This is a genomic window from Flavobacterium sinopsychrotolerans (assembly GCF_900110375.1).
GTDB lineage: Bacteria > Bacteroidota > Bacteroidia > Flavobacteriales > Flavobacteriaceae > Flavobacterium > Flavobacterium sinopsychrotolerans.
In genome coordinates this window covers 186,448-212,778 of the sequence record NZ_FODN01000006.1, presented here as the reverse complement: position 1 = coordinate 212,778, position 26,331 = coordinate 186,448, and the positions used below count along the sequence as shown (strand labels likewise).

The 26,331-nt window shown below is 33.7% G+C and carries 23 protein-coding genes and 1 tRNA gene; 14 read left to right on the top strand and 10 right to left on the bottom strand.

Annotation, left to right across the window (positions count from 1 at the left end):
• Positions 1-5: 5 nt before the first annotated feature.
• The 3 genes from BMX64_RS12005 (at position 6) to BMX64_RS11995 (ending at position 2,831) form a co-directional block, all read left to right on the top strand.
• The gene (locus BMX64_RS12005) at positions 6-1,439 is read left to right on the top strand and encodes an LptF/LptG family permease (RefSeq protein ID WP_091172159.1); all 1,434 of its coding nucleotides are present in this window, start codon (positions 6-8) and stop codon (positions 1,437-1,439) included.
• Positions 1,440-1,447: 8 nt separating this feature from the next.
• Positions 1,448-2,581, top strand: a complete 1,134-nt coding sequence (gene ribB / locus BMX64_RS12000) for a 3,4-dihydroxy-2-butanone-4-phosphate synthase (protein ID WP_091172157.1) — start codon at positions 1,448-1,450, stop codon at positions 2,579-2,581.
• 165 nt (positions 2,582-2,746) lie between these two features.
• Positions 2,747-2,831: transfer RNA gene (locus BMX64_RS11995), tRNA-Ser, on the top strand.
• Positions 2,832-3,114: 283 nt separating this feature from the next.
• On the opposite strand, the gene BMX64_RS15925 is transcribed toward BMX64_RS11995, so the two are convergent.
• From BMX64_RS15925 to BMX64_RS11960, 7 genes are all read right to left on the bottom strand, one after another.
• Positions 3,115-3,240, bottom strand: coding sequence for a hypothetical protein (locus tag BMX64_RS15925; protein WP_262987367.1), 126 nt, complete (start codon positions 3,238-3,240; stop codon positions 3,115-3,117).
• Between the two features lie 888 nt (positions 3,241-4,128).
• Entirely contained in the window at positions 4,129-4,734 is a 606-nt protein-coding gene (locus tag BMX64_RS11985; RefSeq protein WP_091172153.1) for a DNA polymerase ligase N-terminal domain-containing protein, read from the bottom strand.
• 43 nt (positions 4,735-4,777) lie between these two features.
• Entirely contained in the window at positions 4,778-5,143 is a 366-nt protein-coding gene (locus tag BMX64_RS11980; protein ID WP_091172151.1) for a hypothetical protein, read from the bottom strand.
• Between the two features lie 160 nt (positions 5,144-5,303).
• On the bottom strand, positions 5,304-6,887 hold the full coding sequence (locus BMX64_RS11975) for an efflux MFS transporter permease (RefSeq protein ID WP_091172218.1): 1,584 nt from the start codon (positions 6,885-6,887) through the stop codon (positions 5,304-5,306).
• 4 nt (positions 6,888-6,891) lie between these two features.
• The gene (locus tag BMX64_RS11970; RefSeq protein WP_091172150.1) at positions 6,892-7,944 is read right to left on the bottom strand and encodes an HlyD family secretion protein; all 1,053 of its coding nucleotides are present in this window, start codon (positions 7,942-7,944) and stop codon (positions 6,892-6,894) included.
• A 35-nt stretch (positions 7,945-7,979) separates the two neighbouring features.
• Entirely contained in the window at positions 7,980-9,284 is a 1,305-nt protein-coding gene (locus tag BMX64_RS11965) for a TolC family protein (protein WP_244273292.1), read from the bottom strand.
• A 208-nt stretch (positions 9,285-9,492) separates the two neighbouring features.
• Positions 9,493-10,311, bottom strand: a complete 819-nt coding sequence (locus BMX64_RS11960; protein WP_091172147.1) for a helix-turn-helix domain-containing protein — start codon at positions 10,309-10,311, stop codon at positions 9,493-9,495.
• A gap of 157 nt (positions 10,312-10,468) precedes the next feature.
• On the opposite strand from BMX64_RS11960, the gene BMX64_RS11955 reads away from it, so the two are divergent.
• The 7 genes from BMX64_RS11955 to BMX64_RS11925 all read left to right on the top strand — a co-directional run bounded on the left by BMX64_RS11955 (position 10,469) and on the right by BMX64_RS11925 (position 16,136).
• Positions 10,469-11,989 (top strand): succinate CoA transferase, encoded by a 1,521-nt coding sequence (locus tag BMX64_RS11955; RefSeq protein ID WP_091172144.1) that lies wholly within the window; start codon positions 10,469-10,471, stop codon positions 11,987-11,989.
• Between the two features lie 182 nt (positions 11,990-12,171).
• Entirely contained in the window at positions 12,172-12,432 is a 261-nt protein-coding gene (locus tag BMX64_RS11950) for a hypothetical protein (protein WP_091172142.1), read from the top strand.
• A gap of 113 nt (positions 12,433-12,545) precedes the next feature.
• On the top strand, positions 12,546-12,878 hold the full coding sequence (locus BMX64_RS11945) for an ArsR/SmtB family transcription factor (protein WP_091172140.1): 333 nt from the start codon (positions 12,546-12,548) through the stop codon (positions 12,876-12,878).
• A 19-nt stretch (positions 12,879-12,897) separates the two neighbouring features.
• On the top strand, positions 12,898-13,368 hold the full coding sequence (locus BMX64_RS11940; RefSeq protein WP_091172138.1) for a DUF6428 family protein: 471 nt from the start codon (positions 12,898-12,900) through the stop codon (positions 13,366-13,368).
• 15 nt (positions 13,369-13,383) lie between these two features.
• Positions 13,384-14,019: an arsenate-mycothiol transferase ArsC gene (locus tag BMX64_RS11935; RefSeq protein ID WP_208858975.1), complete on the top strand. Its 636-nt coding sequence runs from the start codon at positions 13,384-13,386 to the stop codon at positions 14,017-14,019.
• Positions 14,019-15,065, top strand: a complete 1,047-nt coding sequence (gene arsB, locus BMX64_RS11930; RefSeq protein WP_091172135.1) for an ACR3 family arsenite efflux transporter — start codon at positions 14,019-14,021, stop codon at positions 15,063-15,065. Before BMX64_RS11935 ends, arsB begins: the two co-directional genes overlap by 1 nt.
• 12 nt (positions 15,066-15,077) lie before the next feature.
• Positions 15,078-16,136 carry an ArsO family NAD(P)H-dependent flavin-containing monooxygenase gene (locus BMX64_RS11925; RefSeq protein ID WP_091172133.1) on the top strand — a complete coding sequence of 353 codons (1,059 nt, stop codon included), beginning with the start codon at positions 15,078-15,080 and terminating at the stop codon, positions 16,134-16,136.
• Between the two features lie 45 nt (positions 16,137-16,181).
• On the opposite strand, the gene BMX64_RS11920 is transcribed toward BMX64_RS11925, so the two are convergent.
• Both BMX64_RS11920 and BMX64_RS11915 read right to left on the bottom strand, forming a co-directional pair.
• Positions 16,182-17,477: a TIGR00341 family protein gene (locus BMX64_RS11920; protein WP_091172213.1), complete on the bottom strand. Its 1,296-nt coding sequence runs from the start codon at positions 17,475-17,477 to the stop codon at positions 16,182-16,184.
• A 180-nt stretch (positions 17,478-17,657) separates the two neighbouring features.
• Positions 17,658-18,722: a WD40/YVTN/BNR-like repeat-containing protein gene (locus BMX64_RS11915; protein WP_091172131.1), complete on the bottom strand. Its 1,065-nt coding sequence runs from the start codon at positions 18,720-18,722 to the stop codon at positions 17,658-17,660.
• 117 nt (positions 18,723-18,839) lie between these two features.
• Between BMX64_RS11915 and BMX64_RS11910 the strand changes: the two genes are divergently transcribed.
• The 3 genes from BMX64_RS11910 (at position 18,840) to BMX64_RS11900 (ending at position 23,690) form a co-directional block, all read left to right on the top strand.
• Entirely contained in the window at positions 18,840-20,213 is a 1,374-nt protein-coding gene (locus BMX64_RS11910) for a hypothetical protein (protein ID WP_091172129.1), read from the top strand.
• Between the two features lie 117 nt (positions 20,214-20,330).
• Positions 20,331-22,292: a KUP/HAK/KT family potassium transporter gene (locus BMX64_RS11905; RefSeq protein WP_091172127.1), complete on the top strand. Its 1,962-nt coding sequence runs from the start codon at positions 20,331-20,333 to the stop codon at positions 22,290-22,292.
• 141 nt (positions 22,293-22,433) lie between these two features.
• On the top strand, positions 22,434-23,690 hold the full coding sequence (locus tag BMX64_RS11900) for an RsmB/NOP family class I SAM-dependent RNA methyltransferase (protein ID WP_091172126.1): 1,257 nt from the start codon (positions 22,434-22,436) through the stop codon (positions 23,688-23,690).
• A 138-nt stretch (positions 23,691-23,828) separates the two neighbouring features.
• Here the strand turns inward: BMX64_RS11900 and rho are convergent, their stop codons facing one another.
• A complete protein-coding gene (gene rho / locus BMX64_RS11895) occupies positions 23,829-25,601 on the bottom strand; it encodes a transcription termination factor Rho (RefSeq protein WP_091172123.1) in 1,773 nt (590 codons plus the stop codon).
• 182 nt (positions 25,602-25,783) lie between these two features.
• Here rho and BMX64_RS11890 point away from each other — a divergent pair, with 182 nt between their 5' ends.
• Positions 25,784-26,197: a DUF4293 family protein gene (locus BMX64_RS11890; protein ID WP_091172121.1), complete on the top strand. Its 414-nt coding sequence runs from the start codon at positions 25,784-25,786 to the stop codon at positions 26,195-26,197.
• The last annotated feature ends 134 nt before the right edge of the window (positions 26,198-26,331 follow it).

The following is a 26,331-nucleotide window of genomic DNA, read 5'->3' as shown; positions in this document are numbered from 1 at the left end:
ATTAGGTGAAAATTCTTGACAAATACTTATTAAAAACCTTTTTGACTACATTTACTACGGTATTTGTAATCCTATTTTTTATATTTATACTTCAAACCGTTTGGTTATTCATATCCGAATTGGCCGGGAAAGATTTAGATCTGTTAATGATTATTAAATTCCTGGCCTTTTCTATGCCTAGAATTGTACCATTAGTTCTACCGCTTTCAATCTTATTGTCTTCCATAATGACTTTTGGTAATTTAGCTGAAAATTATGAATTTGCAGCGATGAAATCTTCCGGAATTTCACTCCAAAGAGCCATGAGAAGTCTGACTGTATTCATCATTTTATTAAGTATCGTAGCCTTTTTCTTTTCGAACAATGTAATTCCTTATGCTGAATACAAATTCATCAATTTCAGAAAAAACATTGCACAGGTTAAACCGGCTTTGGCCATTGCCGAAGGTCAATTTAATGATGTTGGTTTTTATAATATTAAGGTCAATAAAAAAACAGGAGACAATGGAAACATCCTCACTGGAATTACAATTCACAAAAAATCAAACATTGGTGATGGCAGTAAAACGGTTATCAAAGCCAAAGATGGTGAATTGATTAGTAGTGAACAATCCAGCATTTTACAGTTAGTATTGAATAATGGTTATTATTACGAAGATATTGTTCCAAAAAAATATGAAGACCGCAGCAAAATGCCTTTTGCAAAAAGTTCCTTTAAAAAACACATCATCAACATCGATTTATCTGAATTGAATAAAACTGATGTGACCGATGAAAGTGTCGCTAACACAAATACGATGCTTACCGTTACTGAATTGAACTACACTTTAGATTCATTAAATAAAAATATTAAAACTGATATCCTATCCTTTTCGGAAAACAGTAATGTACGTATCGGAATTCCAGACAATAAAAAAATATTGAAAAAAGAAAAAAACAAGCCATTTCCAGATGATATTTTGACATTATACACTGATCAGCAAAAATTAGATATTTTAAAAATAGCCAGTAGTAATGTCACCAGTGTCTCCTATTCGATTGACACAATTAAAAACGAATTGGAAAATAAACAAAAAAATATCAACAAACATATACTGGCACTTTACGATAAATTTGTAATTGTATACGCCTGTTTTCTAATGTTTTTTATTGGTGCTCCTTTGGGCGCAATTATTAGAAAAGGTGGATTAGGACTTCCAATTGTTTTTGCAATTTTAATTTTCATAACCTTTCACTTTATAAATACTTTTGGAAAAAGAGTCGCGCAAGAAAGTGGAATGACTCCATTTATGGGAGCTTGGTTGTCCTCGATTATACTAACGCCACTAGCTATTTTATTGACTTACAGAGCTACAAACGATATTGGATTAATAAATATGGATGTCATTTTAGCTCCATTCCAAAAAATAATTAAAAAAATATTTCCATCACAAAATTAACTACACAAATGGACCTAAATAAAATACAACTCAATACAATTGAAGAAGCAATAGAAGATATTCGCCAAGGAAAAATCATTATAGTTGTTGATGATGAAGATCGCGAAAATGAAGGAGATTTTTTGGCAGCAGCCGAGAAAGTAACACCCGAAATGATCAATTTCATGGCTACACACGGTCGAGGATTGATATGTGCACCACTGACCGAAAGCCGTTGTAAAGAATTAGGACTACATGTCATGGTGACTAATAATACGGATCCAATGGAAACTGCTTTTACGGTTTCAGTAGATTTAAGAGGAAACGGCGTAACAACAGGAATATCTGCGGCAGATAGAGCTAAAACAGTTTTGGCACTGGTAAATCCAGAAACTAAACCACATGATTTAGCAAGACCAGGGCATATCTTTCCTTTAATTGCTAAACAAGGCGGTGTATTGAGAAGAACTGGCCATACAGAAGCAGCAATTGATTTCGCACGTTTAGCCGGATTCAAATCAGCCGGAGTAATTGTGGAAATCATGAATGAAGATGGAACAATGGCGCGTCTTCCTCAATTAGTAGAAGTGGCTAAAAAATTCGATTTAAAATTAGTCTCAATTGAAGCTCTTGTGGCATATAGAATGCAGCACGACAGTTTGATTGTCAAAAAAGAAGATTTTGATATTGAGACTCGTTTCGGGACTTTCAGACTAAGAGCGTATCAACAAACTACTAACAAACAAATACATATTGCCTTAACCAAAGGAACTTGGAATATTGGCGAATCCGTATTAACCAGAATTAATTCTACTTTAGTTAACAATGATATTTTAGGTACATTAACGAACGATGTTAACAAAAAATTGGACGACATGTTTCAACTAATCAATGAGGATGGCAAAGGTGCTGTATTATTCATCAATCAGGAAGCACAATCTATAGATTTACTGAATCGAATTGTAGAATTGAAGGCCCTACAGACCAAAGGAGAGTTCAAAGCACCACAAATAAAGATGGACAATAAAGATTTTGGAATTGGTGCTCAAATATTACATGATATAGACATTTCAAAAATCCGTTTACTATCCAATACAGAGCAAACAAAACGCGTTGGAATGATTGGATATGGCTTAGAAATCAAAGAATATGTTAAGTATTAAAGTTTTTTTAAAATTTTTATAAATTATTTTTTGTCTAAAGCATAGAAAATGAAACCTTTAAAAATTAGTGTAGAAAATAGATGCTTTTTTTCTAAAAATAGATTTGCATAACCAAAAAAGGTTCTTATATTTGCACTCGCAATCAGGTAATGAAAGCAACATACTGGAGAAATGGCAGAGCGGTCGAATGCGGCAGTCTTGAAAACTGTTGACTGTAACAGGTCCGGGGGTTCGAATCCCTCTTTCTCCGCAAAAATTCGGGAAGCACTATAAACAGTGACTTCCCGTTTTTTTTTAAATAAAAGGGAACAGAAATGTTCTAACGATTGATTTAATGTCCCTCGCGAACATTTTAATTTTTAAGCAAATTAAAATGAAATCAATTTACACAATTCCCAAGATTATCAAACATGATAATATTACTAAGCCTTGGCTTGTCTACTTCAGGTAAGCAAAAAAAACTATTACGTTTCAAATTATTGAATAAGTCACACTCAAAATTATAGAGATTGTTCACTCGAAGCCTAGGCTTTTTAAACTTCATAACTATGGGAATGTAATATTACCTCTATGGCAAGTTCTGAATTATTTATTCTCTCACTCAATTGAACTGCTTTTTTTTTAAAAGCTTTGTCATAAACTTTGCGGACTAGTTTCATAGTTTAAAATTTAGGTTTATTTCTTAACTTTCTTTGCTGGTTAGTTTCGTATGTCCAATGATGCTAACAACATTTAAAGTCAGTAGTCTTCAAGGATTAATTTTACAAAAAAAATGGTGGTCTTTCTACTCCAAAACTAGTAACCACTTTAAATTGGAATTTATACTTAACACACAGTGCAAATAAACGTAAATACCTAACCTTTAGTCGTTTTTGTTTGTAACTGGTAAATAAAATTTCTAAATTTATTAATTACAAAGCCAAAAATATGACTTTAAAAATTACACTTAAATACCTAACAGTCAAATTAATATCGAAATAAATTAACAACTATAAATTATGAAAATAAAATTGATTCAGACAGTAATTTTGCTACATTTTATTTTTGTTTCAAATGCACAGTTTTCAAAAGATTTAGGCGTTCATTACTATAGAATAATTGTAGAAAATCCAATAAACAGAGAAACACAGTGTATTGGATACAATCCCACTACTCGAATACAAAATAATGTTTTACAATTTCATTTACTAAATATAAAAAGGAGTAGTGCTGTTATGTCTGATTCTACTATTTATAAAATAACGCCTATGTATAATTACAATGGAAAGGTTCTAAATTATAACTGGTTTCCCAAATTATTATGTTTCCAAATTAATAAAAAAACAGCCATTACCTGTACCATAATTTAACTCTTTAATTTAAGAAATTGAAAATAACTTTCAGCAGACTTAGCAGAAATTTATTGAAAAGAAATCCTTTTTTAATTATAAATCCAATAAGAATAATACACATGGCCTTGCCATTAAAGCCACTGCTAAAACAATCTCATTTTTTTTAAAATTTCTCAATCTGTAGCTTTTGTTGCTAAAGATTAAATGACGGGTAAATTAAAAACTTTCTATTTTATGTATTTTTTTAGGTTTATTTTCTAAATCTTCTAAAGTCATATCAGAAAGTACCGATTTATCTTGTTGCAAAACATCTTCATCAATTGCATATTGATCCTTTGACTTTATCAAAAGCCATGTATTTTCCTGTTTTGTTTTAAGTTTTACCAATACGAATTCGCCTTTCAATTTTTTCCCACTAAGATTAAAGCTAAGATGCCCTTTTTGTAAATCAGATTTCAATTTAGTTTCCAGATCGCCTGTATTTTTATAATCTGCTAAAGTATACGTTCCATTATCCCAAACAATAACATTTCCAGCACCGTAATTGCCTTCTGGAATAGTGCCTTCAAAATCTTTATAACTATAAGGATGGTCTTCCACCATAATAGCCAATCTTTTATCAGCGGGATTCATAGACGGTCCTTTGGGTATTGCCCAACTTTTTAACACTCCATCCATTTCCAAGCGAAAATCATAATGCAAATGAGAAGCCGCATGTTTTTGCACAACGAAAATTAATTCGGATGTTGATTTCTTAATTTCACCTTCTGGTTCAGCTGTAGAATTAAAATTACGCTTTTGATTGTATTCCTTTAAAGACATAATTAGTCAGTTTAGCATTTAAAATTTACGACAAACCTATCTACTAAATTTTATCCCCAGAATTCTCTTCTAAATTATTGTGATCATCACCACCGATACTGTAATGATTGTTTTCCTCGTCTTCATTTCCGGAATTTTCCTTTTCATCATCTAATTCTGAGCCAGGTACATCTAAATCTCCACCAGAAACATCCTCCTCAAAATTTTTTTCATTCAATTCTGTGGCATTATTGATTTCAACTGGCACTTTATTTTTAGAAATATCTTCCGGATCTATATCCGATTCTTTTTTAAATTGACTGTATATATCTTCGCTTGGAGGGTACAAAAGAGAATCTGGTACTTTATTTTTATCTTTCTTCCCCGGTTTTCTTTTGTCAAAGTTCAATTTATCGTTTCTATTATTCATTTTACCTTTATTTAATTGATTTTCAATATACTAAGTTAAACATTTTAAATAGAAATGCTGTTTATATTTATATATAAAAAATCAAATTATTCAAGGATTTCAAAGTGCTAAAAAGAGATTTTCAATCCAAAAAGGTTTAAATAAACCATAGTACACCTTTTTAGGTACCCCAAATTCTATTTTTAAAAAGGTCAAATGTTTGTCTTAAATACTGATTAAGCAATAGAAAAATAACCACAATAACCATTAGATAAGCAATAGCGGTAAAGATTTCCATATTGGACAGTAAAACTGATTGTTTTGAAACTGAACTAATAATTTGTTTCATCGCTAATGCATTGGAGTCATCCAAAGTATAGCCTTTAGCCATAAAATTTCTGGTAAGTTGTTCGACACGCCTTTGCGTTTCTGGACTCTCCGGAAGAACAAATTGTCTGAATTTTGTAAAATGGGTACTTTGCAAAAACAACCCTGCGTTTTGAATTATCGCAAAACCCATTATACTTCCCCAAAAACGGCCTGCAACTCCAACTACTCCTGCAAACGGAGCATAATGCGTAGGAACAGCAGCTACGGTAAACAAGACTAACGGAACAAATATTATTCCGACAGCAACGCCCTGTAACATATACGGAATCGCAATGTCTGACAAGGAAGCATCCGGCACAAAAAGAAAAGTAAACCAGAAATGAAATAGCGCAAAAATTGAAAATCCGATTATAAATATATAACGCGAAGCTACGGATTTAGACAAAAACACCACAGTCAAAATCATTCCAATTATGTTTCCTGTTAAATTTAAATATTGCACATGAGCCACTCTAGAAGGTTCCCAATTCCAAACTACAGCCATCGTACTGTGACAAATATTCAACGTTGATCGGGCAATATAAAAAACCACTGACAACAACAATCCGGTTCGTAGATTCGCGTAGCGAAAGACTCTCATATCAAAAGTAGGTCGTTTTACCAGCATTTGGCGAGCGATAAAAAAACCTCCTGTCATTAAGGCAATAATAAGTGCTATCACAATTTGAGGCGATTCAAACCAATATTTTTTTTGCCCATAAACCACAAAATAACTGCCACACAAAATAGCTGTAAGAACCAAAATAAAACTGGCCCAATCAATCTGATACAGCGGCATTTTTTTATGAAAGCGATTGTTAGTAAAAGTAATCATGACCAAAGCCACGCAAACAATTTGGAAAAAAGCCGAACCATACGCCATATATTTCCAATCGTAATTCTCCAGCAACCAAACCGCAATATTCATTATAAAAGGAGAAGCCAGCATCAAAGCGCCATAATTAAGCGTAAAAGCGATAATTACGGCATTTTTTGACTTAAACCGAGCAATCAAAAACTGTCGTAAAGGCAAAACTGGCAATGCCATCAAGATACCTTCGGCCATTCGTAACATAATAAACAAAGAGAAATTTTCAGTATCAGCGGTCAAAATAAATGTTAAGGCTGCCAGACTGTAAATAACCAGGAAATATTTTTTGGTTGGAAAAAATTTAAAAAACCTGCTTTCAATCAGTAATGTAGCCAAAAATGTCCCATACGTCACACACATTGAAAACTGCAAATCTTCGACTTCTACATCCAAAAAACTCGCTGCATACGTAACATTAGAAGTATATACTCCCAATAAAACCATGGAATGCAACATACAGAAAAATATTATAGCAATAATGGCCCAATTAGGAACCCAAGATTTAAAAATACTTGTTTTTGACATTGGATTATTTGTGTTCGGCAATAACGGTAACATTCATACCGGCTCTCAGAAAGTCCGTTTGTGCATCACTTTCTTTTAATTTTATTCGAACCGGAATTCTTTGCTCTATTTTTATAAAGTTACCAGTTGCATTATCAGGAGGCAATAGTGAAAAACGTGCGCCACTGGCTGGCGATAAAGATTCAATAGTTCCTGTAAATTCTCTTCCGCTTATCGCATCTGCTTTTAGCTCTACTTCCTGGCCAATGGATAAATTTTGCAGTTGTGTTTCCTTGAAATTAGCCGTAATCCACTTTTCCTTGCTAACGATAGAAACTAAGGTCTGCCCTTCTTTTATCATTTGCCCTGGTTGCATGATTTTTTTACCAACCCAACCATCATAAGGAGCGGTAATTATGGTATAAGAAAGATACAAAGTCGCATTGTCAGCAACCGCTTGCTTGGACTGAATTACCGTCTGAGCCGTTGGAATTTTAGCCGAAGCTTCAGATGTGTTCAATGTCGCCGATTGAATCGTGTTAGCTATTTCCTGATAATGCGCTTGTGCTAATTCATAATCCGCTTTTACTTTTTCAAGCTGTTGTTCAGTAGCTGCTTCTTGGCTTACTAATCCTTTGTAGCGATTGTATTCCAGTTTTGTTTTCCAAACTTCTGTTTTTGCAGCTTGTAACTGCGATTGTCTAACGGAAGTTACATTAGAAGTTGTTGCGACATTTTTTTCAATCACAATGCTATTGCTTTTTGCATTTTCAACATCGGCCAATGCCATGTCTAAATGCGCTTTGTATTCCCTATCGTCAATTACTAATAACGTATCGCCTTTGTGAACAAATTGATTTTCATTATAACGCACTTCAGTAACATAACCTGTAATTCGGGCCATAATTGGCGTAACATATTGATCCACCTGGGCGTCATTAGTTTCTTCGTGATTTTTATTAAAAATATAAAACCAAATCCCTAAAACAATTCCGCCGAGAACCAGCATACCGGAAATCACGGTAATTAATCTATGAAATGATCGATGTGCTCTTGACGAATTATGAACTTTTACCATATAAATTTGAAACTAAATTATATTAAATTGAATTATTATTTGTTGAGTAATCCTGCCGTATGGAGCAATTCATACTGTTTCATAACCATATCTATTCTAGTGGAAACTTTGTTGAATTTTGCCTGAAGCAACGCATTATCCGCATCGATCATTTCCGTAATCAAAACCAGTTGGTTAAGGTATTTTACTTTTACAATGCGATAATTTTCATTGGCTAAATCCAATGCTTTATCTGTAACCGGTAACTTGTCCAGTATTTCCTGATATTGAGTATGCTTTCTAAACAATTTATCCACAATTTCATTTTTCACAAGCTCCGATTCATTTTCTTGCAAATCCACTTTTAAATTGGCAACCTGAACTTTAGCTTTATTTTTATATAAACCCGACAAATTATAAGTAGCCTCTACTCCTATTTGTCCTATGGTATAGAGATAAGGACGATTCAGCGTAAACAACATGTAGTCAGGATATTTTAGATTATAATTTCCAAATAAGCTCACCTTCGGATAATAATTCCCTTTCACCATTTTTAACTCTGTTTTTTTAACGTCCACTTCCCTATTTGCGATACGCATTTCTTCGTTTTGAAGAGTTTCTTTAAAATAGAAATCATAGTCTTTCAACGGAGCAATATCGAGTAAGCCTGTTGTATCAATAGCAATTTCTGATTCTTCGGGCAACTGCAAAACTGTTTTTAACTCTTGAAGCGCAATCCTGATATTTTTTTTATTTGTCAATGAATTAAGTTCCCTGTCCGATAATTGCAGTTCAGAACGCAACACTTCGTTTTTAGTAACCGTTCCAAAGGTTTTAAAAGCTTTCACTTCCTTTAATCGTTCCTGTTCTTCTTTAATACTTTCGCCAATGATTTTTTGGAGTTCTATCATTTTATAAATACTTAAAAAAGTAGCTATCACCTGTAATTGAATGTCACTCTCAGTCTTTTCTATCTTAATTTTGGCAATTTCGTTTTCCTCTTTCGACTTTTTAATCGCATTATTGATTTTATTACCAGCATAAAGCGGTACATCAAATTTTGTAACCGCATCATATAGTAAGGTCCCAGGTTCTGGAGTGTAGGTATGTTTGTCTGAGAAAAAACCGCCTTCATATTCTGTCAAGTCAGATAATCGGGAATACATCGCATTAAAATTAATTTCCGGCAAACGAAGATTTTTTGTCACGGCAATTTCTTTTTCTGAGATTCGCTGTTCGATATGAGATTTCTGAATGGTCTTGTTATTTTCTTTAGCAATTTTTAAAGCATCATTCAAAGAAATTGAGGAAACTTGCTGTGCGTGTAATGAAGTAATTCCATGAAAGAAGAGGAATAGCAACAAGTAATTTTTCGAAAAATTAATTCTCGATTGGTTCAAAAAAACCTGATTTTTAAGAAACATAATATAGATAAAGGAATAGAATACAAAGTTCCCTAATTTAATCTATGCCGTAAAATCAACAAAAGCCAACTATTTATTCATTTCAGACAATTATAAAACAAGGACACTCACTATAACGATTTCAGAAAATGAGTGCTGTGAAAAACTACTTTTTTAATATTTCAATCCCTTTTAAATAATCCGAAGGACGTTGTCCTAAAATCTTAAAAAATGTGTTGCTAAAAGTTGGAACGCTACTATATCCCACAGCTTGTGCCACTTCGCTAACAGATAGTTTTTTTTCAAGTAACAATTCTATTGCTTTTAAAATTCTACGAATCGTGAAATATTGAATGAATGACATGCCTAAATCTTTTTGGAACAAACGATACAAAGAGCGCTCACTAAATCCAAATCGATTGGCTAAATCAGAGAACAAAATAGTTTCTCCCAAGTTTTTATCTAAATAGCTAATGATTTTATTCAGGCGAATATCCTTTGGCAAAGGCAATGATAACGGTAAATTAGTCAGACAGATTTCTGGTAAAATGGCTTTTATCGCATTGGCAATACTGAAATTTCTAGTTCCTTTTTTTAGATTTCCGTTCCATCGGTTTGTGAAAAGCATCATTTGTAACAATAAATCGTTAATGGGATAAATACCTTCTTTTTGATAAAAAGGATCTTCATTTGAATCTATTGGAAAATACAAATTCCGCATCATGACATGTTCCGAATTGGGATGAATACTATGCTTTATTCCGCCTGGAATCCAGATAAAATGACGCGCAGGAAGAAAATAAGATTTGGTTTCGGTGGTAACGTGAACAATACCACCTTCAGAATAGAGCATTTGGGCTTTTTCATGCTTGTGAGTTGGAATTAACAATTCACCCATCAAATCATGGTGGCAATAAATACTTTTTTTATCGGTATCAACCTCTTTAATATAATATTTCTCTTCTAAAGTTTCGAATGGACCCATTGTGGCTGAAATGAATATTTATATGACTTATTATGATATTTGTCCAATTCTTAATTTCACTAAAATTGTATATGATATAAATCAAAATCTAAAAATTGATTTAATTCATTATCAAAACATCAATTTTTGGTTATTTTTTTATTAAAAACACATAATTATGCAGTCGGATAGAATTAGATTTCAAAGTTACAAAGACAAAGTTATTTCTGCACAAGAAGCCGCTTTATTTTTCAAAGACAAAATGACTATCGGAACCAGTGGATTTACAAAAGCTGGTGACAGTAAAGCCGTTTTACCCGCTTTTGCCGAAAGAGCAAAATCAGAAACTATTGGAATCACATTAATTACCGGTGCTTCTTTAGGGCATACCACTGATGCAGATTTGGCTAATAATGATGCTTTATACAAGAGAATGCCGTTTCAGGTTGATGCTACTCTACGAAAAAAAATAAACGAAGGAAAAGTACTTTTTATAGACCAACATTTAAGTGAAACGGCCGAATTATTAGAAAACAAACACCTTCCAAAAATTGACATTGCTGTAATTGAAGCTACGTATATTGATGAGAATGGAAATGTAATTCCGACAACTTCAGTTGGAAATTCAGCTACTTTTGCGCATGCGGCGAGTAAAATCATCATCGAAATAAATACTTCCATACCACTTGAATTCAAAGGGATTCATGATATTTATATTTCAAAAAGTTATCCCAATCGAGACGTTTTAAACATTACAGCTGCAGATGAACGAATTGGAACCGATTACATCACCATTGATCCTGACAAAGTCATTGGAATTGTTTTCACAGAAATTCCTGATAGTCCGACACAAGTAACTGCGATAGATCCCAAAACGGCTGCCATTGCCAATCATTTACTGGCTTTTTTTGAAAATGAAATTAAAGAAGGACGCTTAACCAAATCATTGATGCCGTTGCAAGCGGGAATAGGAAAAGTAGCTAATGCGGTAATGTCTGGCTTTGCAAAAGGAAATTTTGAAAATTTAGTAATGTATTCCGAAGTCTTGCAGGACAGCACTTTTGAACTAATTGACAGCGGAAAATTAGATTTTGCATCGGCTTCTTCCATAACCGTTTCTGAAAATTGCTATAAACACATTCTTGATAATTTCGAAAAGTACAAGGACAAAATTCTACTTCGACCGCAAACCATCAGCAATTCAGCCGAAGTAATCCGAAGATTGGGTGTTATAGCAATTAACACAGCCATTGAATTTGATATTTATGGCAATGTCAATTCTACCCATATTTCTGGAACTAATATGATGAATGGTATTGGTGGTTCGGGTGATTTTGCTAGAAATGCGTATTTGAGCATTTTTGTTACGCAATCATCTTCGAAAGAATATAATGCAATTTCTCATGTTTTACCAATGGTTTCGCATGTAGACCATACGGAACATGATGTTGATATTTTAATCACCGAACAAGGAATTGCCGATTTAAGAGGACTTGCCCCCAGAGAACGCGCCAAAGTTATTATTGAAAATTGCACGCATCCAGAATACAAAGACGAATTATCAGATTATTTTAATCGGGCTTGTTTGCGCGGTGGACATACGCCTCACATTTTAGAAGAAGCCTTCAAACTGCACTCCAGATATGTTGAAACCGGTAGCATGAAACAAAATATTTCAGTTGAATTACCCAAGCATTAGTAATTATATTTTTTTTAAACATCCCTAAACATACTTTTTGTTTAGGGATATTTTTATTGAATCAAATTATTTTTAAAAGTTAAAAATTTTATTATTTTTCTATGTTTTTAAAACATAAATAACTAACTTTAAACTGCTTAAATTCTGCTAAAACCGTTTTACTAATCTTAAAAAACAAAATCATGAGCATAATTACCGACAATGTAATTCCGGGAAATCATGGTAAAATATTTGGAACAAATGCGATCGAAGATTTAGATTTATTAGAAATCAAGTCCAGCCTTTTAGAATTAGACGGAATTAAAGACGTCCTTTTGAATACTGATATTTTCCCAAGAGAGTTTACAGTGTATACCTCCAAAATGATTCCCATAAGTGTTATTGAAAATAGAGTGAAACTAGTTGGTTTTCATGCTATCCCTAAAGGATTATTCGAACTTTAATTTTCATAAGTTAATTTTAAAGATGCCTACACTATAGTTTTTTTCAAAAAAACAACCATTTAATTTTTTTATAATAAAACTATATCGTAATATTGCAATATAAATATATCACGATGGGAATTACTAAATCAGAACATTTTACAGACGAGCAAAACGAATTGGCAACTTTGGCGAAAGCCATAGGTCATCCAGCCCGAATTGCTATTATTCAGCACCTCATCAAAGTAAACAGTTGTGTGTGCGGCGATATTGTAAACGAACTGCCTCTGGCCCAACCTACCGTTTCGCAGCACTTGAAGGAACTAAAAAATGCTGGACTTATAAAAGGCAATTTTGAAGGAAATGCCATTTGCTATTGCCTCAACGAAGAAGGTTTTAATAAAATAAAAGGCTTTTTTCAGCACATCAATGCTTATTTAGAAAACAAGAAAAATCAATGTTGTTAATTTTTAAATTACACAAATCATGAAATTATCAGAAATTAAAAAAGAGTTAAGCACGTTAGAAAACGTTGCTTTTGTATTGCCCAACGGAGCTTATGTTCCTGAACATTTTCACGTAACTGAAGTGGGTTTAATTACCAAAAACTTCATTGATTGCGGTGGGAAAGTTCGAAAAGAAACCGTGGTAAACTTTCAATTATGGGATGCCAATGACTTTGAACACCGTCTGAAACCAAAAAAATTATTGGATATAATTGAATTATCTGAGAAAGTATTAGGCATTGAAGATTACGAGGTGGAAGTTGAATTTCAAGCAGAAACTATTGGTAAATACGACATTGGTTTCAACGGAACAGTATTTACTTTATTAAACAAACAAACGGCTTGTTTGGCAGAAGATCAATGCGGAATTCCTGCAGAAAAACAAAAAGTGAAGTTATCCGAAATCCCAAGTCAAACCAATAGCTGCACTCCAGGTGGAGGTTGTTGCTAATTTTAAAACTGTAAAATGGAGCTAACCAAAACCATCCTATTTCCAGAAATTACAAAAACAATTTCTTCTTTTAATTTCGAAAGCATTTCGGCAGAACGTAAAATCGTTTTGCAGCCGCTTATTGATTTTATTCAAGCAAAAGCATCGAATCAAGAAGAAATTCGGTTGAACTTGATATGTACTCACAATTCCAGAAGAAGCCATTTGTCACAAGTTTGGGCACAAACAGCGGCTGCATTTTATACTATAAAAAATGTATTTTGTTATTCTGGCGGTACCGAAGCAACAGCTTTATTTCCTATGGCGGCAAAAACATTGGAGCAATCAGGATTTAAAATCAAAACTATTGCGGCTGGAACGAATCCTATTTATGCCATAAAATATGGGGAAAACGAATATCCAATTATTGGTTTTTCCAAAACGTATGATGATGATTTTAATCCAAAGAGTGAATTTGCAGCGATATTGACTTGTTCGCAAGCAGATGGCGGCTGTCCATTTATTGCAGGTGCTGAAATTCGCATTCCAATCACATTTGAAGATCCAAAAGCATTTGACAATACGCCTCAACAAGCAGAAAAATATCAAGAACGCAGTTTGCAAATTGCAACCGAAATGTTTTATGTATTCTCTCAAATAAAATCAAAATAATGGCCGCAAAAAAAAGATTAAATTTTCTCGATAGTTACCTTACACTTTGGATTTTTCTGGCAATGGCAATTGGAGTTTCCATTGGCTATTTTATCCCGTCCAGCAGCGGTTTTATTAATTCGTTTTCAAGCGGAACGACTAATGTTCCCCTAGCAATTGGATTGATTTTAATGATGTATCCACCTTTGACTAAAATTGATTTTTCAAAAATTCCTTTAATGTTTGAAAAGCCAAAATTACTGACCGCTTCTTTCTTCATCACCTGGATTGTTGGTCCATTTTTAATGTTTTCATTGGCCACTTTCTTTTTGAAAGATTACCCAGAATACATGATGGGTTTAATCATAATTGGGATTGCGCCCTGCATTGCGATGGTAATTGTCTGGAATGAATTAGCCGAGGGAAACAGGGAATTAACAGCGGGATTAATCGGGATTAATAGTTTGCTTCAAGTGTTCTTCTTTAGTTTATATGCTTATTTCTATTTGGAAATCATGCTACCTTTGTTTGGAATAAAAGGCTTGGAATTAAATATTACGATTGCTGAAATTGCTACTACAGTTGGAATTTATTTAGGGATTCCATTTGCATTAGCAGTAATTAGCCGTTATGCCATTAAGAAATTCATTGGTGACAAATGGTTCAATCAAAAGTTTATTCCGTTTGTTTCTCCCATTACTTTGATTGCGTTGCTTTTTACGATCGTAGTCATGTTCAGTTTAAAAGGTGAAATGATTGTTGACTTACCACTGGATGTCATTAGAATTGCCATTCCACTTGTCATTTTCTTCACCATTATGTTTTTCCTGATGTTTTTTGTTTCTAAAAAAATCGGAGCTAATTATAGAGATGCCGTTGCGCTTTCATTCACTGCGTCCGGGAATAATTTCGAATTAGCAATCGCTGTTTCCATTGGCGTTTTCGGTATCAATAGCGGACAAGCATTTGCAGGAGTTATTGGGCCATTAGTAGAAGTTCCTGCTTTGATAATTTTGGTAAATGTTGCTTTTTGGCTAAAGAAAAAATATTACACTAAAACAACTTAAAGTAACTTTACAATGCACGAAATTCTGGATGTTATTGTTATTGGTGGCGGACAAAGCGGATTGGCTTGCGGGTATTATTTACGACGCCATAAACTCAACTTTCTAATCTTGGACAAAGAAGAAAAGTGTGGAGGTGCATGGCTTCATGCTTGGGATAGTTTGACTCTTTTTTCTCCAGCCGAACACAGTTCTTTGCCGGGTTGGCTTATGCCAAAATCTAAAAATCTGTTTCCTTTAAAGCAAGAAGTAATTGATTATTTGTGCCAATATGAAAAGCGTTACGAATTGCCAATAGAGCGCTCCGTAACTGTGGAAAACATAACTTCTGAAAATAAAATATTCAAAGTACATACTACTAAAGGAATCTATTTTTCAAAAGCAATTATTGCGGCAACGGGAACTTGGAACAATCCTTTTATTCCAAAGATTAAAGGAATAGAAACTTTCAAAGGAATTCAAATCCATTCCGCCCATTATAAAAATGCAGAACAGTTTAAGAATTTAAATGTTCTAGTTGTTGGTGAAGGAAATTCAGGTGCGCAAATTGTAGCCGAAGTTTCTAAAGTTACCACCGTGAAATGGTCTACCAGAAAACCACCACAATATTTACCGGATGAAGTAGACGGGTTTTATCTTTTTAACGTAGCAACCGCCAAATACAATGCTGAAAAAGAAGGAAAACCATTTAATGCCGCCAATTATGATTTGGGAAATATTGTAATGGTGCCACCAGTAAAAGAAGCTAGATTGAGAGGAGTTCTAATTTCAAGTGGCAGTTTTGAAAGCATGTACGAAAACTGTGTGATTTGGTCTGACGGAACCAAAGAAGATTTTGATGCGATAATCTGGTGTACCGGTTTTGGTTATGCGACCTCTTTTTTGAAAAATATTGTTTCAGCAGATGAACGCGGCATCGTAAAAACCGAAGAAAGCAAAGCAACTGAAATTTCCGGATTGTGGCTGGCGGGTTACGGCAGTTGGACTGGTTACGCATCAGCAACACTCATTGGAATAAACAGAAATGCCAAACAAACCTGTAACGAAATCAAAGAATATTTACAGCAAATCTAAATCCGTTTATTATAAAATCAGTTCATTACAGTAATTTAACCGAATTTATTGCCTTTTATAAATTTCAACAACATCCGTTTTGAATTTGTTTTTGAGCCATGCAATCAATTTTTGTTTGTCGGCAGTATTTATATCTTTTTTACTTTCATAAAGCACTACTGTAATCACTTTTTTGGTGGTCTTATTTTCATTAAAAACATGATTCGCAATGGCAATATTCTCAATTTCGGGAAACAGTATTCGTGTTTCATTCAGGATAGCATTATTATCGAATTTTAAAGAAGTAATTTGACTTTGCAGCTTGGCAATAATCAAATCTTTTTCGCTCATGGTTTTATTGTTAAACGTAATTTCATTCAAAATATCCTGCTTTAGATCAGTTGTATCTTGAATAATATTTAAAACCGTATTATTCAATTCATACGTTTTCAATTTTCCGTTAAGTTCTTTTATTTCATCCCTATCCAACCTTTTTCGTAAAAAAGCAATATCAATTTTTTTTGGATTTGACGTAAACTGCGTTTTTTTATACAGAACAGTAAACCCTTTATCAATAAATTCTAATTTTAAAAATTGCTCTACCTTTTGTTTGTATTTTTTTTCTTGAAAAAGCTGATATGCAAAGAAAACACTTGGGACAATCAAAGCTAAAGTCAAAAAAGAAATCATATACTTTACTCGCTTTTCTGTCTTTAAATTGGTTTGTTTAACAATTGGATATTTTAAATATTTGACAATTATAAAGGTTGCAATACAGATAAAAACACAATTAATAGTATACAAATACATAGCACCAAAAAAGAATTTAAAATTCCCCAAGGCTAATCCGTAACCCGCCGTACATAAAGGTGGCATTAAAGCCGTTGCGATGGCAACTCCGGGAATAGGATTTCCTTTCTCTACCCTTGTGATGGCTATTACTCCTACGAGCCCTCCAAAAAAAGCAATGAAAATATCGTAAATATTAGGTGATGTTCTTGCTAAAAGTTCCGATTGTGTGTCTTTGAAAGGGCTTAAATAAAAATAAACAGTGGAAACCACCAAACTCACTACCGTGGCAATAAGCAAGTTTTTAAGTGATCTTTTTAGCAGATTAAAATCATAAATTCCCAAACCAAAACCGGCACCAACAATTGGTCCCATCAAAGGGGAAATTAGCATGGCTCCAATAATTACTGCGGTTGAATTCACATTCAGTCCAACAGAAGCCACTACAATTGCACAAGCCAAAATCCATAAATTTGATCCTCGGAAAGAAATGTTTGACGTTACATTATCCAAGACTTTCTTTTTGTCTTCTTCACCGCTATGTAAGTCAATAAAATTTACTACTTTATTCATGCTTCTTTGTTTATTTCTTGTTTCAAGATTACCTTCAAAAACAAAATCCCAATTGTTCCTCTTATCAATGAAGTCAGTAAGATAACTAATTTTAAAATAGTAATACTTGTATATTTTCAAAAAACCAATTCCTTAAATAATTTTTAAATACAAATCTAATTGATGTTAATGCTATTTTAATCAGAATTTAAAATGGATTCGAATCATTTTATTCTGCCCTGCAGCAAAAGCGGTATTTTCATCTATAAAACGAATTGTGTTCAGAGTGGAATCCGTTGATAGTTGTTTCCATGAAACACCGCTATCAAAAGAATAATAAATCCCTGAAGCACCTACAGTTAAAAGCCCTTTAGCGTTGCTTTTAGGAATATATTGCACACAGGAAGCATATCCGAAACCTTGATTTTCAGCCGTAAGCTTCCATGTTTTTCCACCATCCGTAGTAATGGCTTTATTAGAGAAGTTCTGATTCTTGATTTCATAATCGCCTCCGGCTATAAATCCGTTATTTGCATCATAAAAATCAGCCGTAAAAATTCCGGTCATCGTTTTTCCTTGTACAATTGGAGTTTCATGCACTGACCAGCTATTTCCTCTATCAGAGGAATAAAAAACCCTTGATTTTTTTCCACCGGAAACAATCCACGTATGGTTTCCTTTGATGACAATATTTGTGTTGCTGGCCGCAAAAGCAGCTTCGCCTTCCATCACTTTTGGTAATTTATCACACGGGATTTTATTCCATGAATTCCCTCCGTCACGTGTCGTAATGATGTTCAGACAATCAGCAATTGGATCTCCCATTGCAATACCTTCTTTATCATCCCAAAATTGCATACTGTCGTAAAAGACTTTCTCATGATTTTCTTGGTACACTATTTTTGTTTCCTTTCCGTCTTTTGAAATTCGGTGCAACAATGCAGGATTTGCAACATTCAGAATAAAAATATGCTTCGCTGTTTGGGCAATGCTTCTGAATTCAAGTTTTAAAGAATCCTTGGTAATTCTGTTCTCCATTTTTTGATTGGTATCCAAATTATAAAAACCATATCTTCCTTTATCAGCAGCATACCAAATTTTATTTTTATCAATTTGAATCGCTCTGATACTTATTTTATCTTGGAATAGTGTATCAATTGTAACAGATTGAAAACTAACTTTATTTAAATTTTTATAATCACAAACACCTGTTTTACAAGACACAAACACAATTAAAACTAATAGAATTAAAAAAATATTTTTCATTTTTCGTACATTTTAGGGCTAATTTACAATTAATAATACAAATACAAATAGAGACTAATATTAATTGGCACAGTAATTGGATATTGAAAAAAAAGGGAAAACTTAATCCAATTTATTATGAAAACGAAACTACTATTATTGAGTCTATTGACTTCTGTTTTCGCAACACAAACACAAGCGCAAGATAGAACATCAGTAAATGCCATGAATGCCGAAATCAGCGATAATCTTGATTTGAGAGCTGTTGCTTCTATTTTTGGCGAATCTAGAGACCTGCAGGATTTTGAAAGACGGCTGAATGATCCTGAACTTCAAATATCAAATTTAGATTTGAATAATGATAATGAAGTTGATTATTTACGGGTTATTGAAACAGTAGAAAATAGAACACACTTAATCATAGTCCAATCCGTAATTGATGACGATGTCTACCAAGATGTGGCTACAATTGATGTTGAAAAAGACAGAAACAATAAAATTCATGTTCAAGTAGTAGGAGATGTTTTCATGTATGGTGAAAATTATATTTATGAGCCCGTTTATTACAGTACTCCTGTAATTTATGCTTCATTCTGGTCACCTAATTATCGTCCATATTATTCCACTTGGAATTGGGGTTATTATCCTTCCTATTATTATGCATGGAATCCGTTCCCTGTGTTCCGATATAGAAATAACATTAATATCAGTTTAAACATTAACAACAATTACAATTATGTTACTAACAGAAGAAGTAATCGCGCTGTAGTATTACATAATTCAAGACGCTCAAATGGTTATGAAAGACAAAACCCGAACTATTCTTTTTCAAGAAGAAACGCTAATGTAACGAACCGATATGAATTAGACCAAAGAAGAGGATCAAGAAATGAAACTGGTTATTCTAATAGAAGAGCCGTTACATCTAGAGAAGCTGGACCACAAAGAGCAGGATCTTCAAGAGATTATTCTCAAAACAGAACTAATTCTTCTAATCAGGCAACACCACAAAGAGGAAATTCGCAGAGAGAGTATTCTCAAAACAGAACCAATCCTTCTAGTCAGGAAGCACCACAAAGGGGGAATTCGCAGAGAGAGTATTCTCAAAACAGAACCAATCCTTCTAGTCAGGCAACACCGCAAAGAGGAAATTCTCAAAGGGATTATTCTCAAAACAGAACTAGTCCTTCTACTCAGGCAACGCCACAAAGAGGAAATTCTCAAAGGGATTATTCTCAAAACAGAACCAATCCTTCTAGTCAGGCAACACCGCAAAGAGGGAATACTCAAAGAGATTATGCTCAAAACAGAACCAATCCTTCTAGTCAGGCTACACCGCAAAGAGGAAATTCCCAGAGAGATTATTCTCAAAACAGAACAACCCCGTCAAGACAAGCTGCCCCACAAAGAGCAGAATCTCAAAGCAGAGGAAATTCTTCAAGAGAATCAGCGCCGCAAAGAACAGAAAGTCAAAGAGGGAATTCTTCCCGAAACGACAATAGAAGATCCTAAAAATATATTAAAAAAGAAACTAAAAAACACGGCTTTGATAGCCGTGTTTTTTTATTGGATAAAAAGCTCTAATTTATTTTAAAAGTGTATTTTTGACAAGTTTTTTAAAAATATTACATGAGCGCATCGCACAAAGACCTGCATAGTAAATGGACATTAGGTGGTTTATTAATTTCATTAGGAATAATTTACGGTGACATAGGAACATCACCACTATACGTAATGAAAGCCATATTAGGCGAGCATATCATAAACGCGGATGTTGTTTTAGGTGGCATATCATGTGTATTTTGGACACTTACCCTTCAAACCACTATCAAATATGTACTCATAACTTTAAGTGCTGATAATCACGGTGAAGGAGGTATTTTTGCATTATATGCTTTGGTCAAAAAAACAAAAATTCAATGGCTGATAGTCCCTGCAATAATAGGAGGAAGTGCCTTATTAGCGGACGGAATCATTACACCTCCAATATCTGTATCTTCTGCTGTAGAAGGGATTAGAACTTATTATCCCGAAATAAATACAATTCCAATTGTAATAACTATTCTATTCGTACTTTTTGCTATACAGCAATTTGGAACCAAATTAGTCGGTAAGTTTTTCGCTCCAATGATGCTGATTTGGTTTGGAATGCTTGCTATTTTGGGATGTATCCAAATAGCACAACATACTGATGTTTTTAGAGCCATCAACCCCTATTATGCCTATCATTTATTGACCATTCATCCCGAAGGCTTTTTTGTTTTAGGATTTGTATTCCTTTGTACAACAGGCGCGGAAGCATTGTACTCTGACATGGGACATTGCGGACGAAAAAACATTAGAATCAGCTGGATTTTTGTAAAAACTGCCTTAGTACTTAATTATTTTGGACAAGCGGCTTATTTAATTCAGCATGAAGGAGAAACATTGCAAAGTTTGGGTGGAAAAAATGGAAATCCATTTTACTTAATTATGCCAGACTGGTTTCAACCTATAGGAATTGTAATAGCAACTCTTGCTGCTGTAATTGCTTCGCAAGCCTTAATTAGTGGCTCATTTACCTTAATAAATGAAGCGATGCGATTGAATTTTTGGCCAAAAGTAAAAATCAAATATCCTACTGAATTAAAAGGGCAGTTGTATATTCCATCAATCAACTGGTTACTGTTTTTTGGCTGTGTTGGAATCGTATTGCATTTTGAAGAATCCAGCAATATGGAACATGCTTATGGTCTGGCCATTATCTTATGTATGATTATGACCACTATTTTACTTAATTTTTATTTAATCATGAAAAGAGTAAAATTATATTTTATCATACCGTTGATTACCATTTATTTAGCCATAGAATTTAGTTTTCTCGCTGCTAATATTACTAAGTTCGCTGACGGTGGTTATGTAACGCTTTTCATAGCAATTACTTTAATCAGCATAATGACCATTTGGTATTTGGCGAAGAAAATTAATAAAAGCTACACCAAAATCGTTAAAATTGAGGATTACAAAAAAGTGCTTGTTGAATTAAGTGCCGATTTATCGATACCTAAATATGCCACGCATTTAGTTTACATGACCAATGCCGGAAGAACAGATGAAATAGAAGAAAAAGTAATGTATTCTATTTTGCAAAAAAGACCCAAAAGAGCCGACATCTACTGGTTTGTTCACGTGAATATACTAACAGAACCTTACAAAACCGAATATAAAGTAACCGAAATTGTCAAAGATGATTTGTATCGTGTAGACTTTAATCTTGGTTTTAGAGAGCCTACCAAAATAAACCTGATGTTTAGAGAAGTAATCAGAGACATGGTAAAAAAAGGAGAAGTAGATATAACCAGCAGATATGAATCTTTGAACAAAAACAATATCATAGGTGATTTCAAATTTGTCTTATCTGAAAAGTTTCTTTCTAATGATAGTGACTTAAGATGGCATGAAAAAATAATTATGAATTCCTATTTCTTCATTAAAAAACTAAGTTTATCCGAAGAGAGAGCCTTTGGTCTAGACAGCAGTTCCGTAAAAGTGGAGAAATTTCCAATGGTACTTCATGCTCCTGAAAATATAGGATTGACAAGAGTAAAATAACTTTTTTGCTTTTAAAATCATCCATAAAACACTGTAGTAATACAGTGTTTTTTTTTTGTCGAAAAATTTAAAAACAACATTCATTATTAAAAATATAACATTCAATCAATTAATAGTACCTTTGCACCTCAATTATTTAAAATGAGATTACACAGAAATTTAGTTTACACAACAATAGATGCTTTAAACGCCATTTTTAACGAAGGTGAATATGCGGATAAAGTAGTTGCCAGATCTTTAAAAAAAGACAAACGTTGGGGAAGCTCTGACAGAAAGTTTGTTGCCGAAACCATCTACGAAATTGTGCGTTGGAAAAGATTATACGCAGATATAGCCGAAGTAAAAGAACCTTTTGACAGAGATAATCTTTGGAGAATGTTCTCTGTTTGGGCAGTATTGAGAGGATATCCTATTCCGGATTGGCGACAACTGGAAGGAACTCCGGAACGAAAAATAAAAGGACGTTTTGACGAACTTTCTAAAGTGAGAGCATTGAAAGAATCTATTCCGGACTGGATGGATGAATTAGGCGTTAAAGAATTAGGGGAGAAAATTTGGGCAACTGAAATAGCAGCTCAAAACCAACCTGCTAAAGTAATATTAAGAGTAAATACCCTTAAGACGACCAGAGAAGCGCTACGTGCTATTTTGATGGATTTAAACATTGAAACTGAAATGTTGAAAAATCAACCCGATGCTTTAGTACTGAAAGAAAGAGCGAATGTTTTCCTGACTGACGCTTTCAAACAAGGTTTCTTTGAAGTTCAGGATGCAAACTCACAATTAGTAGCTGCTTTTCTTGATGTAAAACCAGGAATGCGCGTGGTTGATACCTGTGCAGGTGCAGGTGGAAAAACATTGCATATTGCTTCTTTGATGGAAAACAAAGGACAATTAATCGCTATGGATTTGTATGAAAGTAAATTGAAGCAATTAAAAATCAGAGCCAAAAGAGACGGTGCTTTCAATATTGAATACCGCATCATTGATTCTACAAAAATCATCAAAAAACTACACGAAAAAGCAGACCGTGTTTTAATTGATGCGCCTTGTAGCGGTTTAGGCGTTTTGAAAAGAAACCCAGATGCTAAATGGAAATTGAAACCGGAATTTATTGATAATATCCGTAAAGTACAATCGGAAGTTTTAGAGAGTTATTCTAAAATTGTAAAACCAGGAGGAAAATTAGTATATGCGACTTGTTCTATATTACCATCGGAAAATCAAGAACAGGTAGAACGCTTTTTGACAACTGACATTGGTAAACAATTCAACTTTATAAAAGACCAAAAAATATTGGCTTCAGAGTCAGGTTTTGACGGATTCTACATGGCTTTGTTAGAACGTAAAGAAAGTGTAGAACAGAAAGAAAAAAGAGTACAAAAAGAAATAGAATAAAAATTAGATTTTACACTCTATAATTTACAAAAAAAGTCCTCGAAATTTCGAGGACTTTTTTTATGTAATTATTTTTTTTTCAGTTTAATCTTTTTCTAACCTTAAACATTAAACTAAAAAAACTTTGAACCTTTATAATTAATCATTCATTGAAATTAAGAACTCTTCATTATTTTTCGTTTTCTTGAAACGATCATTAATAAAATCCATTGCTTCCACCGGATTCATATCCGAAAGGTATTTTCGCATAATCCACATTCTTTGCAATGTTTTTGGATCCAATAACATATCATCTCGTCTTGTACTTGAAGAAGTCAAATCGATTGCTGGGAAAATACGTTTATTGGCAATTTTTCTATCCAATTGCAATTCCATATTACCAGTACCTTTAAATTCTTCGAAGATAACTTCGTCCATTTTAGAACCCGTTTCAGTCAATGCGGTAGCAATAATACTTAATGAACCGCCATTTTCTACATTACGTGCCGCTCCAAAGAAACGTTTTGGTTTTTGCAATGCATTCGCATCCACACCTCCACTTAATACTTTACCCGAAGCAGGCTGTACCGTATTATACGCTCTCGCCAAACGCGTAATCGAGTCCAATAAAATCACCACATCATGACCACATTCTACCAATCGTTTTGCTTTTTCAAGAACGATATTTGCAATTTTCACATGCTCTTGCGGCTCTCTGTCAAATGTTGAAGCGATTACTTCACCACGCACACTACGTTGCATGTCTGTGACTTCTTCCGGACGCTCATCTATCAATAAAACAATTAAGTATACTTCAGGATGGTTCGCCGCAATTGCATTGGCAATTTCCTTCAGCAACATGGTTTTACCTGTTTTAGGCTGCGCCACAATCATTCCACGTTGTCCTTTTCCTATTGGTGAAAACAAATCGATAATTCTGGTTGAAATCGTGCTTTGTTTTTCGGCCAATTTGAATTTTTCTGATGGAAATACTGGCGTTAAATGTTCGAATGAAACTCGGTCACGAACCACTTGAGGATCGTGTCCGTTAATTTTTAAAACTCGAACTAATGGAAAAAATTTCTCTCCTTCTTTTGGTGGACGAACCACACCTTTTACCGTATCTCCAGTTTTAAGACCGAACAACCTGATTTGAGAAGTCGATAAATAAATATCATCTGGTGAAGCCAAATAATTATAATCCGAAGAACGCAAGAAACCATACCCATCAGGCATCATCTCCAGAACGCCTTCACTTTCTATGATTCCGTCAAATTCAAAATCAGAAGCGGCAAAATTGCTTTTCTTATTTTTGAAATTTGGATTTGGATTTGGATTTCCATTTCCGTTTGGATTTGGATTCAGCTTATGTAATTGGTTTGGATTTATTTTTTTTGTAGGAACAGGAACATCAACTTTTTCTTCGGTTGTGATTTCTGCTGTAGCATCAGTCTCTTTTGCTATTTCTTTTCCTTCTTCTTTATCCTTTTTTAAAGCTATTTTCTTCTCGTAAGCTGATTTATTAAACTTAATTACCTTACCCACTTTTTTTTCACCTGATTCAAGCTCTTGAGTTGAAGGTAGCTCTTCCTCTTTAGAAACAGGTAATGCTTCAGTAGAAGTATTTTCAGCGTCAACACTTGTATCTGCTTTGATTTCTTCCGTTTCGAAAAGATTGTTTTTTGGTGTTTTCTGAATAGCTGCTTTTTTCACAGGCAGTATTCTAGCTCTTTCTCTTTTAGGTTTATCGTCTTCCAGATTACTTTCTGTTTTTGTATCCAATGTAGGATCAGCGTCAGCCACTTGATGCTCTAAAATTTGACTGATTAAAGTCTCTTTTTTTACACCGTTAAATTTTATGGTTTTAGCTGATTTAGCTATTTCTTGAAGCTCAGAAAGCTTCATTTCTTTTAATGCAGAAATATCAAACATGAATGTTCTATGAGTTTAATTAATTTTTGGAAATAATGTAAAAGATAGGTAGTGAACTTTAAATTGAATCAACCGCAGTATGAAGTGCTTACGGAATTATGATGCAATAATACGAATAAAATTTAATCAGACAATAGTATTTTTAAAAAAGAAAATATATTTTTGTAAAACATATTTAACAAATGATACAAAGAATTCAAACCATTTATTTACTACTTGCTTTTGTAGTTACCGGCATCTTGCTATTTTTTATTCCGTTATGGACGATGAGTGATGATACAGCGTATTATTTCATGCAAAGCCAAGTGTATACGATACTATTGGGATTGAGCACTACGCTGACGTTACTGAGTATTGTTTCCTATAAAAAAAGACAAAATCAATTTGTTATTGGCAGATTGAATATCATATTAAATTTGATTTTATTAGGATTGTTTGTATATCGTTCACTAAATCTATCTGGAGAAACACCCGCTGTTTCGGAGAAAGGTATTGGGATGTTTCTACCTGTAATTGCTATCGTATTATTAGTCTTGGCTAATAAGGCTATCAAAAAGGATGAGGATCTTGTAAAATCTGTGGACAGATTGAGGTAAACCTATAAACTTTAGTTTATTAGTGCGAAGGAAACCCGAATGTAACAATTCGGGTTTTTTTGTATCCTAAAATATACGTTTCATAAAAAAACAATAAAAATCTTATAAAAAGAGCCTCCTGCCTATTTATTTTT

Coding starts and splice junctions, on each gene's coding strand:
- BMX64_RS11890 (WP_091172121.1), top strand. CDS start 25,784: ATGATACAAAGAATTCAAACCATTTATTTACTACTTGCTTTTGTAGTT.
- BMX64_RS11980 (WP_091172151.1), bottom strand. CDS start 5,143: ATGAATAATAGAAACGATAAATTGAACTTTGACAAAAGAAAACCGGGG.
- BMX64_RS11955 (WP_091172144.1), top strand. CDS start 10,469: ATGCAGTCGGATAGAATTAGATTTCAAAGTTACAAAGACAAAGTTATT.
- BMX64_RS11925 (WP_091172133.1), top strand. CDS start 15,078: ATGCACGAAATTCTGGATGTTATTGTTATTGGTGGCGGACAAAGCGGA.
- BMX64_RS15925 (WP_262987367.1), bottom strand. CDS start 3,240: ATGAAACTAGTCCGCAAAGTTTATGACAAAGCTTTTAAAAAAAAAGCA.
- BMX64_RS11935 (WP_208858975.1), top strand. CDS start 13,384: ATGGAGCTAACCAAAACCATCCTATTTCCAGAAATTACAAAAACAATT.
- BMX64_RS11970 (WP_091172150.1), bottom strand. CDS start 7,944: ATGGTAAAAGTTCATAATTCGTCAAGAGCACATCGATCATTTCATAGA.
- BMX64_RS11975 (WP_091172218.1), bottom strand. CDS start 6,887: ATGTCAAAAACAAGTATTTTTAAATCTTGGGTTCCTAATTGGGCCATT.
- BMX64_RS11910 (WP_091172129.1), top strand. CDS start 18,840: ATGAAAACGAAACTACTATTATTGAGTCTATTGACTTCTGTTTTCGCA.
- BMX64_RS11945 (WP_091172140.1), top strand. CDS start 12,546: ATGGGAATTACTAAATCAGAACATTTTACAGACGAGCAAAACGAATTG.
- BMX64_RS11960 (WP_091172147.1), bottom strand. CDS start 10,311: ATGGGTCCATTCGAAACTTTAGAAGAGAAATATTATATTAAAGAGGTT.
- rho (WP_091172123.1), bottom strand. CDS start 25,601: ATGTTTGATATTTCTGCATTAAAAGAAATGAAGCTTTCTGAGCTTCAA.
- BMX64_RS11905 (WP_091172127.1), top strand. CDS start 20,331: ATGAGCGCATCGCACAAAGACCTGCATAGTAAATGGACATTAGGTGGT.
- BMX64_RS11915 (WP_091172131.1), bottom strand. CDS start 18,722: ATGAAAAATATTTTTTTAATTCTATTAGTTTTAATTGTGTTTGTGTCT.
- arsB (WP_091172135.1), top strand. CDS start 14,019: ATGGCCGCAAAAAAAAGATTAAATTTTCTCGATAGTTACCTTACACTT.
- ribB (WP_091172157.1), top strand. CDS start 1,448: ATGGACCTAAATAAAATACAACTCAATACAATTGAAGAAGCAATAGAA.
- BMX64_RS11940 (WP_091172138.1), top strand. CDS start 12,898: ATGAAATTATCAGAAATTAAAAAAGAGTTAAGCACGTTAGAAAACGTT.
- BMX64_RS11985 (WP_091172153.1), bottom strand. CDS start 4,734: ATGTCTTTAAAGGAATACAATCAAAAGCGTAATTTTAATTCTACAGCT.
- BMX64_RS11950 (WP_091172142.1), top strand. CDS start 12,172: ATGAGCATAATTACCGACAATGTAATTCCGGGAAATCATGGTAAAATA.
- BMX64_RS11900 (WP_091172126.1), top strand. CDS start 22,434: ATGAGATTACACAGAAATTTAGTTTACACAACAATAGATGCTTTAAAC.
- BMX64_RS11920 (WP_091172213.1), bottom strand. CDS start 17,477: ATGAATAAAGTAGTAAATTTTATTGACTTACATAGCGGTGAAGAAGAC.